Origin of the sequence: Roseibium sp. HPY-6, assembly GCF_040530035.1 — a bacterium.
Taxonomy (GTDB): Bacteria; Pseudomonadota; Alphaproteobacteria; order Rhizobiales; family Stappiaceae; genus Roseibium.
In genome coordinates this window covers 1,649,749-1,666,369 of record NZ_JBEWCD010000002.1, presented here as the reverse complement: position 1 = coordinate 1,666,369, position 16,621 = coordinate 1,649,749, and the positions used below count along the sequence as shown (strand labels likewise).

Genomic DNA, 16,621 nt, shown 5'->3' with positions numbered 1-16,621 from the left:
ATTATAGGAAAATTCACGCTAGGGAAACCAATGACACAATTCGGCATTCTGACAGCCTTGCTGACTCCGTTCGCGGCTGATGGCTCGATCGACGGGGACCGGCTTGCCGCCCATGCTGCTTCGGTCATCGACCGGGGCGTGTCCGGCGTAACCTTGTTTGGCACGACGGGTGAAGGTGCTTCGATTTCCCTCCGTGAGCGGCCTGCCGGTATCAGCGCCCTTGTCGAGACCGGCGTCTCCGGCAGCCGTATCGTGTTGGGGGTCTATGGATCGGCAACAGCGGATGTTGCCGCTCAAATCGATGAAGGGCTCCGCGCGGGCATCACCCGTTTTCTGGTGCCTCCACCCTACTATTTCAGCGATGCCGAGGAAGATGGCGTCTTTCAATGGTTTTCCGAGCTTCTCGCCATGAGCGATCCGAAAGCCGGGATCATTCTCTACAATATTCCGCAGGTTACAGGCGTCGGCGTTTCTCCATCCCTCGCCTGGCGTCTCAAGGAAACCCATCCTGAACGGATCATTGCCATCAAGGACAGTTCCGGGGACTGGGCAAACGCGGAAAAGCTGTTGGCCGGAAAGTCCGTGCCGGTTTTGGTTGGCGACGAGCGCTTGTTGCACAAGGCCGTTGCCATGGGCTGTGTCGGATCCATAACGGGCGTTGCCAATCTCTATCCGGAAAGGCTTTGCAACGTCGTTGACACGGCCACCGAAGACACGACGCTTTCACAATCAGTCGAGCGTATCGTCGCCCTGCCGATCATCCCGACACTGAAGGTGCTGCTGGCTTACGCATTGGACGATCCGGTCTGGGAAAACATGCGAGCGCCCTTGACCCGGCTAACGGCGGAACAGAAATCCAAAATCCTATCAGCGGCCGGAAGGGGCTTGGCCGCATGAGCAGGTCCGAACGCCGCCTCCGCGATGATGCTTACTCCAGCTTCACCGAAAAGCTCCTTTCGCGTGACATTCAGCCCGGTCAGATCGTGTCCCAACGCGAACTTGTCGAATTGACGGGCATGCCTCTGGGCGCAATACGCGAAATGATCCCCCGGCTTGAGGCCGATGGTCTGATCCGCACTGTGCCCAAACGGGGTCTTCAGGTTCTCAATATCGATCTTGAACTGATCCGCAACGCTTTCCAGTTGCGCAGGATTATCGAAAGCGAGGCTTTCGCGGTTTTTTGTAGAAATGCGCCCGACGCCGAGATCGCGCGTATCGCGAGCGAACATCGCAAGACATTGAGGGAAGCCGAGCGGGGTGTGACGCCGGAGCTGCTGGCGCGCGCTCAGCACATGGACTGGGCCTTCCATGATTTTGTCATCGATTTTCTGGGCAACCGGATCATCTCCGACATTCACCGCGTGAACGCAATCAAGATACGCCTGATCAGAAACTCCGACACGCGCATGCTGCCGGAGCTGGTGGGCTCGGTGATGAGCGAGCACCTGGTGATCATCAACGCGCTTGAAAATCGCGACGTGGAGAAAACGGTTGAAGCTGTTCATGCACATGTGGACAGCGCAAAACGCCGGGCCCTTGGGGTTTGACGAAGAATGCGGGAAACACCGCAAATGACTGAGGAGGAAGTAAAATGAAATCGTCTTTTCTACTAAATGGCTTAGCTGCATTGACGGCTTTGGCATTGACTGCATCCGCGGTTGCTGACGACAAGGTTACGCTGCGCATGTCGACGCCGGCATCGGAAACCGACCAGCGTTCCGTGGCCCTGGCTGAAGTCTTCGCACCGGAAGTCGCAGAGTTTGCGACATACGAACCGCACTACAACGCGTCGCTGATCAAGCAGAACTCGGAGCTTGAAGCCATCGCTTCAGGTGATCTGGAAATGTCGATCGCGTCCGCCCAGGAGCTCGCACAGTACTTCCCCGAATTCTCGATTTTCGCGACCGGCTATGTGCATCAGGATGCCGACCATCAGGTGCGAGTCTTCAACGATCCGCTGATGGACCCGTTCAAGCAGAAGGTGGAAGACGAACTGGGCATCAAGCTGCTCGCCGTCATGTATCTGGGCCGCCGTCACGTCAACCTGCGGCAGAGCAAGGATGAGCTGACGGTCATGACGCCGGCTGACCTGGCGGGTGTGAACCTGCGCATGCCGGGCACGGATGCCTGGCAGTTCCTGGGTAAGGCTTTGGGCGCAAACCCGACTCCCATGGCCTTCACAGAGGTTTATACCGCCTTGCAAACCGGTTCCGTCGACGGACAGGACAACCCGCTTCCAACCGTGGTGGATGCCAAGTTTTTCGAAGTCACCAACCAGATTGCGCTGACGTCGCATCTGGTGGACCTGAACTATGTGGCCTTCTCAAAGGCCGTCTGGGATGGTCTCACCCCTGAACAGCAGGCGAAAGTTCAGGCTGCTGCAGAAGCTGCCGCTGATAGTGGCCGCAATGCCCAGCTGCAAAAAGAAGCCGAGCTGGTATCGTTCCTGGAAGAAAAGGGTCTTGCGATCTATGAGCCGGATCTGAAAGCCTTCCGAGACCACGTGCAGTCTCAATACGTCGGTTCGGAATTCGCGGCGTCCTGGCCCGACGGCGTTCTGGAACAGATCAACGCACTCGGCAAATGATCCATGAAGGGCAAGGGTGGATTTCACCCTTGCCCAAGTTGGCGAACAGCACACATGAAGCAGTTTGTAAACGGTCTCAAACATACGGCCCAGGCCGTCGCGGCTGCCATGATGGCGGTCATGTTCCTGACTTTCGTCCTACAGATTTTCATCCGTTATTCGGCGCGCCTGGAATGGCTTCCTGACTATCTTCCGTTTTTGGAACCGACACGCTTCGGCTGGACCCTGGAACTTTGCCTGGTCTTATGGCTTTGGCTGGTTTTCTGGGGCAATGCCTTTGTGGTCCGCGAAAGCGACCATGTGCGCTTCGATATCCTCTACAGCCGGGTGAGCCGGCAGACACGTCGGCTCTTCGTGATTGTCTTCGGTTTGTGCATTGCCATTGGCCTTGCTGTTTCGATCGAGCCCACCTGGGCCAAGTTCTACATCTTAAGGCTCAAGAAGACTGCGACGCTGTCCTCACTGTTCGGCGATTGGATCAGGATGCGCGACCTTTATGTGGTCTACATGCTGTTTCTTGCCGCTGTTTCGGCGCGTTACTTCTGGCTTGTCTGGCAAGCCTTCCGCCATGGCGTACCGGAAACCCCCGACCCGGATGGCGAAAGGCAGAGCGAATGAGTTTTCAGTTTCTGCTGTGCCTTGCGACGCTGTTTCTGCTGGCAGGCATCGGCGCACCGATCGCCTATGCCATTCTGGTGTCCTCGCTTGTCTATCTGTTTGCGGCAGGACAGGACATTGGTCTTGCCGGAAAAGTGCTCATGGACGGGCTTTATTCCAGCTTTGTCTTGCTGGCTGTTCCCTTGTTCATCGTCGCCGCGAACATCATGAATGCAGGGACGATCAGCGATCGGCTTCTGCAGTTTTGTATCGCCCTTGTCGGCCGCTTCCGCGGCGGGCTCGGCCACGTCAACATCGTTGCATCTCTTATCTTTTCCGGAATGTCGGGATCCGCCGTGGCTGATGCGGCGGGGATTGGCAAGATCATTATCGAGATGATGACCAAAAGCGGTCATTACACCCGAGGCTATGCCGCAGCGATTACCGCTGCTTCCGCCACCATCGGACCCATTATTCCCCCTTCGATCCCGATGGTGCTCTACGCGCTCGTTTCCAACACCTCGATCGGCTATCTGTTTCTTGGAGGCATTGTTCCGGGCCTCCTGATGGGCGCTGTTCTCATGGCGCTCAATATCTGGCTCTCGCATCGCAGAGGTTTCGCGCTGGAACCTGCGGTGCCCCTTGTCGAGCTGCCGCGGCTGACGGTCAACGCGTTCCCTGCCCTGCTGATGCCCGCGATCCTCCTCTATGGCATATACGGCGGGGTCACGACGCCGACCGAAGCGGCCGCGGTTGCCGCTTTTTACGCGCTTCTCCTCGCAGGGCTGTTCTATCGAGCCCTGTCGCTGCGAAAGCTCTACGAGATCCTGGTGGAGAGTGCACGTTCCTCCGCGGCGGTGGGCATCGTGATCGGTGGCGCGCTGATCCTGAACTATGTCGTTGCTTCTGAGAACATTCCGACACTCCTGGCGGCGCAGCTGGTGGGTTTGGACATCCACCCGCTGATGTTCCTGGTCATGGTCAACATCCTGCTTCTGCTTCTGGGATGCGTCCTGGATGCGACGACGATCATCCTCGTGATCATTCCGCTGTTCATACCGACATGCCGTGAGCTCGGCATCGACCTGGTTCATTTCGGTGTGGTGGCGGTCGTCAACTGCATGATCGGATTGATCACACCGCCCTATGGGATCCTGTTGTTCGTCATCAACGCGGTGACCCGCATCCCGCTCAACGAAATCATCCGGGAAATCTGGCCATTCCTGGCAGTTTTGCTGGCGGCGCTCTCCGCGCTGATCCTGTTTCCGGGACTTGTGCTTTGGCTACCGCGAACATTTGGGTATGCGGGCTGAAACGTGTTTCATATTGAAAGTCTCGGCTGCAAAAAACCGAAACGCCCCCGTCACATCGGGGTTCTTTCGCACGCTGTACACGTCAGGAGACAGCCCAAGGCAGGCCTCGATACAAATTAATTTCCGATTGATACAAGGCGGACACGTTCCGCACAAACTGCCGAAAAGAACACCTCCTAAACACAGCACTCAAGGAAGGAGAAATTTGCCCTTTCGATTTAGGAGTAACGGATGGCGGATGCAGACCTCAGAGTACTAAGTATTCATAGTTGGAACCGTGCGAGCATTGGTGAAAAGGATATTTTCAGCGAAGCCAGTCAAAATTCAAAAGTTTATGCAGGTATCGAAACAGGCGTTATCCAAACCGGCGCAGGTCGCGACTTTGATGCAGACCCTGGATTTGATTTCATTTTTGACACTCGCCTGAACGACAATATTGCCGATATTGAAACGGATCTATTTCATTTAGCGTACGCTTCGTCGGGACACTCTGCCTCAATGTTCGAGGGGCTGGAAGATGAGCAACCCGCTTTGCTGGCGATGCCTGCTTCAGACGACTTTGAAACCGAGGCCGACCCGGATCCCGTTTCATCCAATCATTTTTCCGGCTCGGCCACTGTTACAGATTTCGACTTCCTGATGTGAGCCTGCCAGGCGCTCCTGTTCAATAGGCAAAAGCGGCCCATTGAACCCGGAACACCAAAGATATCCAGAGGGCGCGTGACACATCAAAACTCCGGACCGGAATACTGCCGGTACGTGTTCTCGTTCTAACCCAGCACCGTCGCCCGACGCTTGGTTGCACATGCATTTCCGTCTTTCTGCTCGACTGAACCGATGGAGATCCAACACGCGTCCTCATTGTGCTGAGACGAGGCCGGCGCTTCGCAAACTTCGCTTCTGCGGTGCGCATTGAATTCGACAAAAACAGCAAACCTGAAGGGGTTCTTCGCATGAAAATCGTAAAGCTTTACCTGATCGCCGCGCTCGCGAGCTTTCTTTCCATCACCGTGTCGTCGGCCGCACCTGTCGACTTCTCGTTTTCATTTTCGAATGATTTTTTTGATGTATCCGGCGTGATCTACGGGTTGGAAGACGACACCATTGACCAGGCCGCCCAAAGCGTCATTGTTGAGAGCAATACCCGCGGCTTCGGGCTCGGCGACTATGTGAACGACGCGGCCGCATTAGTAATCGACAATCGTTTCAGTGTTTCTGGCGGCGAGATTATTTTTGCCGACTTTGCATCGGCTCTGTTGCCGGACTCATTGCTTGTGTTTTCGACAGTTGACGACACAGCATTTCTTATGGGGTTGCCTGGGGCCGTCGACGGTTCCCCGGAGTTCAACAAGCTGCCGACACCGGTCCCGTTGCCTTACTCATTTCCGCTTCTTGCGGCAGGAATGTTTGGCCTGGCCTGTTTGAAGCGTCGCCGCAGTTTCAAGTGAATTTGACTCAACGCGCCCAAGTCTTCCCTGCCATCAGGCGTGCAAGAAAGCCTATTTGCAGATCGGCAACACCAGCGGCTTCTGTTTTGGCAGGGAACGGCGCCATTCGTTGATGATTGGCTGTAATTGTCTTTTCGGCCAGAACTTCGGAGCACCAATCGACTTCAAACAGGTGGCGTTCCAGTAGAGCCCGGCTTTGGAGAGCGACTTTCCGCTCTTGACTGCCTTCGCAACCGCATTGATGTCACGTCCTTCGGGATAAATATAAAGCGTTGTCGGGTTGCCTTTCACCAGCGACAGGATGTCCCGAGAAGCTGAAGGCGACCAGGTTGTACATCCGTTGCTGCGCCCACCTGTGTAGTTCACCAGCTTGCCGTAAGGAACATAGCCATCCTTGTCGGCATGAGGGCTTTTGGGATTTTTGAAGCGGCACTGCCACTTCAGATAAACCGCCTGGTGTCCGCCGATCGCGCGCTCTCTGGCATTGGACGTATCGCCCTCCCCGTCAAACAGCAGGAACGTGCGATGAAAAGGCTTCCTTTTGCCGGACTGGCGATAATAGCCTTTGAAGGACGTTCTTGTTTCGGCCGTCACGTAGGATCCGCCTGCGGTCAGTTTCGAGCCTTCTGCGTTACTGAAATTCCTGGCGCACTGGCGTCCGTTGGAAAAGTTCGCGCGCTGAAGTTTTCGTCCGTTGCCATAGCCCGATGAAATCGCCCGGAACAGCTTTCTTTGCTCACAGATGACGTAAAACCGGCGCCCCGGCTTGCCGCTGCGGGACGTGCTCGGACGCGTTGCGTCCATGGCAAGATAACAAGGATTTCTGACTTTGCCCTGACGCCGTTTGCGTTCGTAATGCGCTCGCGCGCGCTGCAGAACGATGGGTGCAATTTGTCCATCTTTGGTTCCGACATGTTTTTGCAGCCAGGCGGGAATTTTGGTGCTTTGCTGCGCCATCGCTCCCGGTGCTGTAAATACGAGGGCGATCGCAATCGCCAGATGCGTCCAAAATCTGGGCAACGGTCACTTCTCCCCAGAACCACGTCCAGCAAATGCCGGACTGAAAGGTTTAGGCGATATTGGCGCTGCTCTTCAGACACACAGCGCCAGGTTCAAAAAACAAACCCTAATTCAGAACCGGCAGATCAACACCAAATGAGCAAAAATGCTCTCAAGCGGCATCGCAACGCAAATCTTCACCGGCCACGTTTCAAGAAGAACAGTTTTGAGGCCCTAGTGCAAGTTGGGAAGCAATAGCAACGATGGTCGGTTGCCGAGGAGCGTCAGAAATGGCGGTCCCGGTCTTGCACCAGATCGCAACATGCGTTGAGAGTTCAGGCTTCTGGATCTCAAAAATCCCGCACCACCCCATCGATAAGCCACCCTTTATCCTTGAAGATGATCCCAGACCTGGGAGATCACCACAGAGCCCTCGCCCACCGCTGAAGCGACGCGTTTAACCGACCCGGCACGGACATCGCCGACTGCAAACAGCCCCGGACATGTGGTCGCAAACGGAGACGTCTTGCGGGCATCGTTGCCCGTCAAGACGAAGCCCCTTGGATCCAGCTCGCAGGACTTGCTCAACCAGGCCGTATTGGGCGCTGCACCAACCATGACGAACGCTGCCGGACAATCCAGATGCCAATCCATGCCATCACGATCGATAATGACGCTTGCCAAAGCGGCGCCGCCTTCCAGCGCCCGGATTTGAGACTTGTAATGAATCGTAATGGACTGATCGGCTTCCAGTCGCGACAGCAGATAGTCGGACATTGAAGCAGCAAGGCTTCCCCCTCGTACCAGAACATGCACATGGCGGGCCGTGCGCGACAGATACATCGCCGCCTGCCCCGCAGAATTACCGCCACCGACGACAACGACGTCCGCACCGCGGCAATAGCGCGCCTCCATGTCCGTCGCGGCATAGTAGACGCCAGCACCCTCGAAATCAGCAAGGCGGTCCAGAGGCAGGCGGCGGTATTGAACGCCCGTGGCAACGACAACCGCCCTGGCGCAAATCTCCTTGTTGTTGTCAAGCGTTACACAGAAGATCCCGTCTGATCGATGTTCCAGACTGGTTGCGCGGCGCGGTCTCAGGAAACGTGTTCCGAACTTCATCGCCTGGATTTCGCCGCGCCATACAAGATCGGCACCGGAGATCCCCGTTGGAAAACCCATGTAGTTTTCAATGCGGCTGGAGGTTCCCGCCTGTCCGCCGACCGCCAGATCTTCAACCAACACCGCGGACAGGCCCTCCGCGCCTGCATAAACGGCAGCTGAGACCCCTGCCGGCCCGCCCCCGACGATGAGAACATCGACCGTCTCGTTGCATTCGAAATTTTGCGCCAAACCCAACAGGTGAGCGACTTTTGCAGGTGTCGGCTCGTCGACGACACGGTTGCTGCCAAACACGACTGCGGGTTTGCGTCCACTCAGCCTGCAGCTCTGCCTGATTTCCTCAGCGTCCTCAGACCCCAGGTCGATCAGTTGAAAAGGGATCTTGTTCCGCGCCGCGAATTCGGCAATCCGTCTGACGTTGCGATCCTGGTCGACACCAATCAGTTTCAGCGAGGAATCGTTTTCTTCTATCTGGCGCCGCCTGCGCGCGGCAAACACGGAAATCACGATGTCGGACATTTCCGGAATGCGCGCCATTGCATCGAGCATCTTTTCCCGTGGAACCGCGATCGCAACGGTCTCTTCCCTGGCGCGCAGCGGCAGCGTGAAAGCGCCCCTGTTCAAAAACGCGATCTCGCCGAGGAACTGCGTCGGACCGAGCGAGGCAGGCAAATAGGCTTCACGTGTATCGGGATCGATGACTTCGACGCGGCCTTCGAGGATGTAATAAAATACATCCATCGGATCACCGATCTCCGCGATGATTTCACCCTGGTCAAAGCGCACCAGATCGCCAATTGCTTTCAGTTCCTCAACGTGGCTTTCATGCAAAGGTGTTCTTGTCATTTCCCGCAAGTTGGCAGCGAAACTTTCCATTGCGAACATCCTCGTTGTAGTTGAGAGCCGGATTGAAACTGGCGTACGCGCTTTCGATTTGAACCCGGACCTCTCCACCCGGGCTGCTTTATTGTTGTGGTGCGCTGCAGCCATTTGGGAAGATGCAAATAGAGCGATCATTTGCTCCGTTCGCAAAGACCGGCCACGCCAGCACAAGCTTCGGTCGTGGACGTTTCGGCAATGTCTTTGAGGACCATGGCTGCGCCCAAGCCGTATTGGGCTTGCCTCCCACTTCAAACAGCTGACCATTGCAACGAACAGGGTCTTCACTAAAGTCATTGCGACGTCGCAAAAATCCACCAAGGGCCTCGATGAACAATCTCAACGAACTGCGTGTCTTTATCCAGGTTGCACAAACAGAAAACTTCGCCGGAGCAGCCAGAGTGCTTGGCATGACGACATCGGCGGTTTCAAAGGCGGTCCAGCGGCTGGAAACGGAGATTGGTGCCAAGCTCTTCACCAGGACCACAAGATCGGTCTCGCTGACCGTTGAAGGCACACGTTTTCTCGACGGTGCGCGGCGCTTGTTGAGCGATGCCGATGCGCTCAAGGAAGAATTTGCGGACAGCATTTCTGAGCCAAGGGGCAGACTGGTGATCTCCGCGCCTGCGGTGTTCGGCCGGGTCTGGCTGACTGAGCGCGTGCTTGCCTTCATGTGCCGCTATGAGGAAGTCGACGTCGAACTCAAGTTCGAAGACCGGCAGGTCGATCTCGGCACGGAGGGCATCGACATCGCCATCCGGATCGGCGCACTTGGCGACAGCGCCAACCTGATGGCGCGAAAACTTTTTGACGATCGCGCCTATTCCTGTGTTTCACCCGCCTATATCGAGCGCTATGGCAAACCGGAAACGCTCGATGACCTTGAGCACCATCGCGGCATCCACTACCGGGTTCAAAACACCGGGCTTTTGTTTCCATTCCTCTTTGAAGAGAAAGGAGAGGTCGTGCGCCGAACCTTGAATCCGGTCCTTATAGGAAACAGTGTCGACGCCTTGCGCCAGGCGGCCGAAAAGGGGATCGGCATTGCCCAACTGCCAAGCTTTCTTGCGCATGAAGCTTTCGAGGCAGGGCGTCTTGTCGAGGTTTTAGAGGACAAGAGACTGAATAATTTCCCTTATTCGATAATCTATCTGAACCGGCAGCTTGTTGCGCCCCGCGTTCGGGCGTTCGTTGATTTTCTGGTCGCGGACCCGCCCAGCTTTGTTCAGACGGTGTCCTGATACGCGATCACGCGCTCGATTGATTACGTCCTGTCAGGAAACACTGAGCGTCCCGCCGTCCCGCTAATCAGGACGCCGGTCCATTCCCATTTCCTTCTCCATGCGTGGGGCATCGCCCCGCAACGAAAGGAGATCGGAATGCCAAAGTCCAGCAAACTCTTCGCAGGTGTCGCGTTGGCCGTCTTTTACGGCGCCGGTGCCTGGTACGCAGGAGAACGCATCAGCGACATGCAATTCGTCGCGTCCGTCGAAGCGTCAGCTCCGGCGCAAGAAGCCCCGCTTCCGGTCGTGGATGTGGTGGCGGCAAAGGTACGTTCCATCACGGAATGGGATGAATTCACCGGACGGTTCGAGGCAGTCGACGAAGTGTCGATCAGGGCGCGTGTGTCGGGTTATCTCGATGAGGTTCACTTCGAACCGGGCGATGTCGTCGAAAAGGGCGACCTCCTGTTCACGATTGACGCACGTCCGTTCGAGACGGCGCTCGCAGAAGCCGAAGCCCGGCTGAGCGAAGCAAGGGCTGCGGCACGCCTTGCTGAAAAGGAACTGGAACGTGCCGAGCAACTCATCGAAAACGGGCATACAAGCCGCTCCGTTCTGGACGAGCGTATCCACGAGGCGGAAATAGCAGCGGCAAGCATTGCAGCAGCCGAAGCCGCCGTATCAAGAGCAAAACTCGACCTCGGGTTCACGAAGATCCACGCACCGGTCACCGGACGGATCTCGGACGATTTCGTCAGCCCGGGCAACCTGATAGCCGCAGGTGCCGGATCCGTTGCACTGACGACGATCGTCTCCCTCGATCCGATCCATTTTGTTTTCGACGCCAGCGAACAGCAATATCTTGAATATATGCGGGCTTCTGCATCTTCGGGGCTCAGGGAAACCGCCGGAAAGACGCCGGTTGACGTGCGTCTCATCGACGAAGGCGACTTCGCCCATGCCGGCACCATCGACTTCATCGACAACCGAATCGACCGTTCGACCGGAACCATTCGCGGCCGTGCCGTCTTTGAAAACACGGACGGTGTTCTGACACCCGGCATGTTCGGCCGTCTGCGCCTTGCAACGGCTGAGGACGCAAGCCGGGTTCTGATCCCGGAGCGTGCCATCGGCTCCGACCAGACCACGAAGTTCGTCTGGGTTGTCGACGAAACCGGTGCCGTCGCGCGCAGGACGGTCACGCTCGGCGACCAATACGCAGACGAGCGGGTCGTTGAAGGGCTTTCGGAAGGCGAACAGGTGGTTGTCACCGGTCTGCACATGGTTGGACCGGGCGCACAAGTGACCGCCCGTTTGATTGACGCGCCGACTGTGCGGCTGGCGAAGCGCTAGGCACGCTTCGCATCCAAGGTGAGGACAAGACGATGAAACTTCCGCAATTTTTCATAGACAGACCTATTTTCGCAGTCGTGCTTTCGGCGTTTATCACGATCGTCGGCGCGCTCAGCTATTTCACGCTGCCAATCGCGCAGTATCCTGAGGTGGCACCACCGACCGTCCAGGTCCGGGCACAGTATCCGGGCGCTTCCGCCGAAACGATCGCGCAGACAGTGGCAACCCCGCTCGAACAACAGATCAATGGTGTCGAAGGCATGCTGTATCTGTCTTCGCAGGCAACCGGCGACGGTAACCTGACTGTCACCGTGACGTTTGAACTCGGTACCGATCTCGATGCGGCTCAGGTCCTGGTGCAAAACCGGGTCGCCATTGCCGAACCGCGCCTGCCGGAGGAAGTTCAGCGGCTTGGTGTAATTACCCAGAAGGCATCGCCGGATCTGTTGCTGGTGGTACACATGTTCTCGCCGGACGGCTCCAAAGACGACCTTTACATCACCAACGCCGCTCAGCGCGTGCGCGATGAACTGACACGTCTTGGCGGCGTTGGCGACATCACCATCTTTGGGGCGCGCGATTACGCCATGCGGATCTGGCTCGATCCGGAGCGCATCGCAGCGCTTGAGATGACACCGGGCGAGGTCCTCTCAGCCCTTCGCAGCCAGAACGCGCAGATTGCCTCCGGACTGTTGAACCAGCAGCCGACCCCGACCGCCTCTGCCTTCGAGCTTTCCGTTCAAACGGCAGGCCGCCTGGCGTCACCCGAGGAGTTCGAACGGGTCATCGTCAAAAGGGGCGATGACGGGCGTATTGTTCGATTGAGCGATGTCGGCCGCGTCGAACTTGGTGCTGCCGACTACACGACGCGCGCCTATCTTGACCGCAATCCTGCCGTCGCGATGGTCGTGAACCAACGTCCGGGAACCAATGCGCTTGCAACCGCTGAAGAGGTTCTGAGCACGGTTGAACGGCTGAGCCAAGACTTCCCCGAAGGTCTGGCCTACGACGTCATCTACAATCCGACCGAGTTCATTCAGGCTTCGATTGACGCAGTCGTTGCCACAATGATCGAGGCAGTGCTGCTGGTCGTTGCCGTGGTCCTGTTGTTCCTCGGCACATGGCGTGCCGCCGTGACGCCCATTCTCGCGATCCCGGTCTCCCTCGTCGGTACGTTCGCAGTGATGTCCGCGCTCGGATACTCGATCAATAACCTGTCCCTGTTCGGACTCGTGCTGGCCGTCGGCATCGTGGTCGATGATGCAATCATCGTCGTGGAAGGCATCGAAAAGCACATTCGCGATGGCCTGAAGCCGCGCGAAGCGGCCCGCAAGACAATGACAGAGGTTTCGGGTGCATTGATCGCAACGTCACTGGTGCTGGCGGCAGTCTTCATCCCGACGGCGGCAGTTGCCGGTATCTCGGGAGAATTCTATCGCCAGTTCGCGGTGACCATCACAGTTGCAACGGCTATCTCGCTGTTCGTCTCCCTGACCCTGTCGCCAGCATTGGCAAGCCTGCTGCTCAGGCCGCATGGCACTCAGAAACCCGGTCTTGTGATGAGACCGGTGGTCTGGGCCCTGGCGAAGTTTGACAGCGGTTTTGACCGTCTTTCGTCCGGCTACGCGACAACGACCAAGCGTCTGGTTCGTGCGCCGCTGATCATGCTGAGCCTCTTTGGCGGGCTGCTGCTCCTGACGGACCATCAGTTCTCCAAGGTTCCGTCCGGCTTTATCCCGGAGCAGGACCAAGGCTACTACATCACCGTCGTGCAGTTGCCCCCTGGCGCCTCGCTTGATCGCACAGACGCTGTTGTCCGCACTGCTGTCGATGAACTGCTGGACATCGAAGGTGTCGAACATGCGGCTGTGTTTGCAGGCTTCAATGGTGCCACCTTTACAACGGAATCGAATACAGGCGTGATCTTCTTCACCACGACGCCCTTCGCCGAACGTGAAGAGAAAGGTATCGTGGCCGAAGCGGTTCTGTCTGAAGCGCGCCAGCGGATGGCCGCACTCAACGAGGCTGCAATCTTCGTCATCGCACCTCCGCCCGTGCGCGGCATCGGCACCGGTGGCGGCTTCAAGATGATGCTCCAGGACACGGGCAATGTGGGTCCGGCCGCGCTGGAACAGGCCGCAAGAGCGCTGTCGGCCGAAGCCAACGCTGATCCTGGTCTTGTTGCGGTCTTCTCGCTCTATTCGACCGGTACGCCGCGCGTCTGGGCCGAGATAGACCGTGAGCGTGCCGAGATGCTGAACGTGCCCGTGGCTGCCGTCAACGAAGCGCTGGAGGTCTATCTCGGATCGGCCTACGTCAACGACTTCAACCTGTTCGGCCGCACGTACCGCGTGATCGCACAAGCTGACGCTTCGTTCCGTGAAACCGCCGAGGACGTTGCCCGGCTGCGGACACGCTCCGATGACGGTGCAATGGTTCCGCTGGGGGCCGTTGCGACGTTCGAAAACACCACGGGCCCCTTGCGGCAGCCGCGATACAATCTTTATCCGGCTGCGGCAGTCCAGGGTCAGACAATGCCCGGAGTATCTTCGGCAGAAGCCCTGGACAAGATGGAAGCCATCGCCGAACGGGTGCTTCCGGCAGGCGTCTCCTACGAGTGGACGGAACTGAGTTATCAGGAAAAGAACACTGACGACACAGCACTTCTGGTGTTCGGCTTCGCTGTCCTGTTCGTCTTCCTGGTGCTCGCCGCCCAGTATGAGAGCCTGGCCTTGCCGCTGGCGGTCATCCTGATCGTACCGATGGTGCTCCTGTCTGCGATCACCGGCATCTGGCTTGCCGGCCTCGACAACAACATCCTGGTCCAGATCGGGTTTGTCGTTCTCGTCGCCCTTGCCTCGAAAAACGCGATCCTGATCGTGGAGTTCGCACGGCAGGCGGAAACAGAAGGTCTGAACCGTTGGGATGCGGCGGTGCGCGCCGCGCGGACCCGGCTGCGGCCCATCGTTATGACCTCGCTCGCGTTCATCCTCGGGGTCGTTCCGCTGATGCTGGCGACGGGTGCGGGAGCTGAAATGCGGCAAGCGCTCGGCACTTCGGTCTTCTCCGGAATGCTCGGCGTGACGCTCTTCGGCCTCCTGTTCACACCGGTGTTTTATGTGGTGGTGCGCGCAGTGGAAGACCGGATTGCGGGAATGCGGAGCCCGGCCTCTGAAGCAGACATACAAGAAGCTTAGATCTACGGCGCCTGACATCCTCACCTAAGGCGTCCCGGAAGAGCGCGGTCCAAAGGCCGCGCTCTTCATTTTTTTGGCGGCAGATTTCCGTCCTGCCTATTGCGACACCGAGAACCTCACCGGTCTTCATCTCGGTCGATGAACATCATTTCAACGCGTTCGCGTGAGCGCATAGCTGACGCGACCTGGTCAATGCCCGCGCTTCCCTCAAAGCGCTCTCTCGGACTGAAAAGAAGAGAACCCACGCCTGGAAGAAACGTCGGCATGAGTTCACGGCATAACGCCATTTGAGATGTCCGCTCCCTCCCATAGGTACGATGGGGCAGAGAGGGAGCGGACGGGAGTGTGGGTCCTACCAGCCGATGCCAGTGTAGCGGGGCGAGATGGGGGCTTCAGCCGAAATGCGGACAAGATCCACGATCACCGACTCCTCCCGTTTGGACCTGAGCACACTCCGAAGCTCCGGCAGTTTTTGCGTTACGACAATGACATCGGCCTCACGAATGGCCTCATCAGGTGTTTCCTTCATGAACTGCCCCAGGCCATCGACCACCTTTTTCAGGTGTGGCGCCGCGTGCTGCATGTATTCGAACTGCTTTGAGATATGCGGGCCGGGCTGAATGGCCGGGTCGTAGGCAATCACTTCCGTGCCGTCTTCCTGAAGTTCGGCGATCAGCTCCAAGGCCGGGCTCTCGCGCAGGTCATCCGTGCCGGGCTTGAAGGCCACGCCGAGAACGGCGACTTTCTTTGCATCGGTCTTGCGCACCAGATCCACGGCCTGTTCGATCTGCTTCTGATTGGACGGTGTCAGTGCGTCGATCATCGGCGTCGCAACGCCCAGCTTTTCCGCCAGGTGCGTCACGGCACGCACTTCCTTCGGCAGGCAGGACCCGCCAAAGGCAAAGCCCGGCTTCAGGTAGTAAGGCGAGAGATTGAGCTTCGTATCCTGGACAAAGATGTCCATCACCGCGTGACTGTCGATGCCCATCGGCTTGCACAAGCGTCCGACTTCATTGGCAAAGCAGACTTTGGCCGCGTGCCAGACATTGTCGACATATTTCACCAGTTCCGCGACTTCAACGCTCGTGACGATCGGGTTTTCGTCCACCGGGGCGTAGATTTCCGCAAGCACGTCTGCGGTCGTCTGATCGGTCACACCGATGACCGTCTTTGGCGGCGCGTGGAAATCGGCAATTGCGGTGCCCTCGCGCAGGAATTCCGGGTTGAAGCAGATCCCGAAATCCTTTCCGGCGATCTTGTTCGAGTAGCGTTCAAGGACGGGTTGCATGATGTCGAGCGTTGTTCCCGGGGGGACGGAACAACGCAGAACAACAATGTGAAACCCGTCCTTGTTGGCCAGGGCTTCGCCGATGCCGCGTGCAACGGCTTCAATCGCCCTGGTATCGCATCCGCCGTCTTCGCTGGTCGGTGTACCAACGGAGACGAAGGTCACGTCGGTTTCCAGAACGGCGCGCTCCAGATTGGTTGTTGCGTGAAGAAGGTCTTCTGAAACGCCCTTGGTCAGAAGCTCACCGAGGCGATCCTCGTGAATGGGGCTCTGTCCCCAGGCAATGGATTCGACCTTGTCCTGATCGATATCTGTGCCGACAACCCGATGACCAAGGTCGCTCAGGCACGCCAGCGACACGGCACCGACATAGCCCAGGCCAACAACGCTGATTGCTTTTTTCTGTTCGGCAAGCTTCAGTTCAACGCCGTCGATTTTACGGGCGGTTTCGATGTTGCTGACGATCATGTTCATATCTGTGCACTCCCAGTAGGATCATTCTGGGAACTACAGGAACAAGACGCGTGCCAGATGCGCTGAATTCAAATTTATTTATAAATTTCATATACTTATGTTTTTCACTGCTTTCGAGACCGCTTACCGGTTTTCAAAATT

At 57.5% G+C, this 16,621-nt stretch carries 13 protein-coding genes; 10 read left to right on the top strand and 3 right to left on the bottom strand.

Annotation, left to right across the window (positions count from 1 at the left end; all coding sequences use genetic code 11):
* Positions 1–30 precede the first annotated feature (30 nt).
* From ABVF61_RS18955 to ABVF61_RS18925, 7 genes are all read left to right on the top strand, one after another.
* Positions 31–897 (top strand): dihydrodipicolinate synthase family protein, encoded by an 867-nt coding sequence (locus ABVF61_RS18955; protein ID WP_353995094.1) that lies wholly within the window; start codon positions 31–33, stop codon positions 895–897.
* Positions 894–1,547, top strand: coding sequence for a GntR family transcriptional regulator (locus tag ABVF61_RS18950; RefSeq protein WP_353995093.1), 654 nt, complete (start codon positions 894–896; stop codon positions 1,545–1,547). The genes ABVF61_RS18955 and ABVF61_RS18950 overlap by 4 nt, the downstream gene beginning before the upstream one ends.
* A gap of 44 nt (positions 1,548–1,591) precedes the next feature.
* Entirely contained in the window at positions 1,592–2,587 is a 996-nt protein-coding gene (gene dctP, locus ABVF61_RS18945; RefSeq protein WP_353995092.1) for a TRAP transporter substrate-binding protein DctP, read from the top strand.
* 54 nt (positions 2,588–2,641) lie between these two features.
* Entirely contained in the window at positions 2,642–3,205 is a 564-nt protein-coding gene (locus tag ABVF61_RS18940; RefSeq protein ID WP_353995091.1) for a TRAP transporter small permease subunit, read from the top strand.
* Positions 3,202–4,497 carry a TRAP transporter large permease gene (locus tag ABVF61_RS18935; protein ID WP_353995090.1) on the top strand — a complete coding sequence of 432 codons (1,296 nt, stop codon included), beginning with the start codon at positions 3,202–3,204 and terminating at the stop codon, positions 4,495–4,497. Before ABVF61_RS18940 ends, ABVF61_RS18935 begins: the two co-directional genes overlap by 4 nt.
* A gap of 231 nt (positions 4,498–4,728) precedes the next feature.
* Positions 4,729–5,142 (top strand): hypothetical protein, encoded by a 414-nt coding sequence (locus ABVF61_RS18930; RefSeq protein ID WP_353995089.1) that lies wholly within the window; start codon positions 4,729–4,731, stop codon positions 5,140–5,142.
* Between the two features lie 308 nt (positions 5,143–5,450).
* On the top strand, positions 5,451–5,945 hold the full coding sequence (locus ABVF61_RS18925; RefSeq protein WP_353995088.1) for a VPLPA-CTERM sorting domain-containing protein: 495 nt from the start codon (positions 5,451–5,453) through the stop codon (positions 5,943–5,945).
* A 51-nt stretch (positions 5,946–5,996) separates the two neighbouring features.
* Here ABVF61_RS18925 and ABVF61_RS18920 read toward each other — a convergent pair whose 3' ends face one another.
* Entirely contained in the window at positions 5,997–6,965 is a 969-nt protein-coding gene (locus ABVF61_RS18920) for a murein L,D-transpeptidase catalytic domain-containing protein (RefSeq protein WP_502949979.1), read from the bottom strand.
* Between the two features lie 366 nt (positions 6,966–7,331).
* Positions 7,332–8,942: an FAD-dependent oxidoreductase gene (locus ABVF61_RS18915; protein ID WP_353995087.1), complete on the bottom strand. Its 1,611-nt coding sequence runs from the start codon at positions 8,940–8,942 to the stop codon at positions 7,332–7,334.
* 332 nt (positions 8,943–9,274) lie between these two features.
* Between ABVF61_RS18915 and ABVF61_RS18910 the strand changes: the two genes are divergently transcribed.
* From ABVF61_RS18910 to ABVF61_RS18900, 3 genes are all read left to right on the top strand, one after another.
* Positions 9,275–10,186: a LysR family transcriptional regulator gene (locus tag ABVF61_RS18910; RefSeq protein WP_353995086.1), complete on the top strand. Its 912-nt coding sequence runs from the start codon at positions 9,275–9,277 to the stop codon at positions 10,184–10,186.
* Between the two features lie 138 nt (positions 10,187–10,324).
* Positions 10,325–11,521: an efflux RND transporter periplasmic adaptor subunit gene (locus ABVF61_RS18905; protein ID WP_353995085.1), complete on the top strand. Its 1,197-nt coding sequence runs from the start codon at positions 10,325–10,327 to the stop codon at positions 11,519–11,521.
* A gap of 32 nt (positions 11,522–11,553) precedes the next feature.
* The gene (locus ABVF61_RS18900) at positions 11,554–14,718 is read left to right on the top strand and encodes an efflux RND transporter permease subunit (RefSeq protein WP_353995084.1); all 3,165 of its coding nucleotides are present in this window, start codon (positions 11,554–11,556) and stop codon (positions 14,716–14,718) included.
* Between the two features lie 352 nt (positions 14,719–15,070).
* Here the strand turns inward: ABVF61_RS18900 and ABVF61_RS18895 are convergent, their stop codons facing one another.
* Positions 15,071–16,480, bottom strand: a complete 1,410-nt coding sequence (locus tag ABVF61_RS18895) for a nucleotide sugar dehydrogenase (RefSeq protein WP_353995083.1) — start codon at positions 16,478–16,480, stop codon at positions 15,071–15,073.
* Positions 16,481–16,621 lie beyond the last annotated feature (141 nt).

Excerpts from the sequence above, each read along its gene's own strand:
- ABVF61_RS18955 (WP_353995094.1), top strand. The coding sequence starts at position 31 with ATGACACAATTCGGCATTCTGACAGCCTTGCTGACTCCGTTCGCGGCT.
- ABVF61_RS18950 (WP_353995093.1), top strand. The coding sequence starts at position 894 with ATGAGCAGGTCCGAACGCCGCCTCCGCGATGATGCTTACTCCAGCTTC.
- dctP (WP_353995092.1), top strand. The coding sequence starts at position 1,592 with ATGAAATCGTCTTTTCTACTAAATGGCTTAGCTGCATTGACGGCTTTG.
- ABVF61_RS18940 (WP_353995091.1), top strand. The coding sequence starts at position 2,642 with ATGAAGCAGTTTGTAAACGGTCTCAAACATACGGCCCAGGCCGTCGCG.
- ABVF61_RS18935 (WP_353995090.1), top strand. The coding sequence starts at position 3,202 with ATGAGTTTTCAGTTTCTGCTGTGCCTTGCGACGCTGTTTCTGCTGGCA.
- ABVF61_RS18930 (WP_353995089.1), top strand. The coding sequence starts at position 4,729 with ATGGCGGATGCAGACCTCAGAGTACTAAGTATTCATAGTTGGAACCGT.
- ABVF61_RS18925 (WP_353995088.1), top strand. The coding sequence starts at position 5,451 with ATGAAAATCGTAAAGCTTTACCTGATCGCCGCGCTCGCGAGCTTTCTT.
- ABVF61_RS18915 (WP_353995087.1), bottom strand. The coding sequence starts at position 8,942 with ATGGAAAGTTTCGCTGCCAACTTGCGGGAAATGACAAGAACACCTTTG.
- ABVF61_RS18910 (WP_353995086.1), top strand. The coding sequence starts at position 9,275 with ATGAACAATCTCAACGAACTGCGTGTCTTTATCCAGGTTGCACAAACA.
- ABVF61_RS18905 (WP_353995085.1), top strand. The coding sequence starts at position 10,325 with ATGCCAAAGTCCAGCAAACTCTTCGCAGGTGTCGCGTTGGCCGTCTTT.
- ABVF61_RS18900 (WP_353995084.1), top strand. The coding sequence starts at position 11,554 with ATGAAACTTCCGCAATTTTTCATAGACAGACCTATTTTCGCAGTCGTG.
- ABVF61_RS18895 (WP_353995083.1), bottom strand. The coding sequence starts at position 16,480 with ATGAACATGATCGTCAGCAACATCGAAACCGCCCGTAAAATCGACGGC.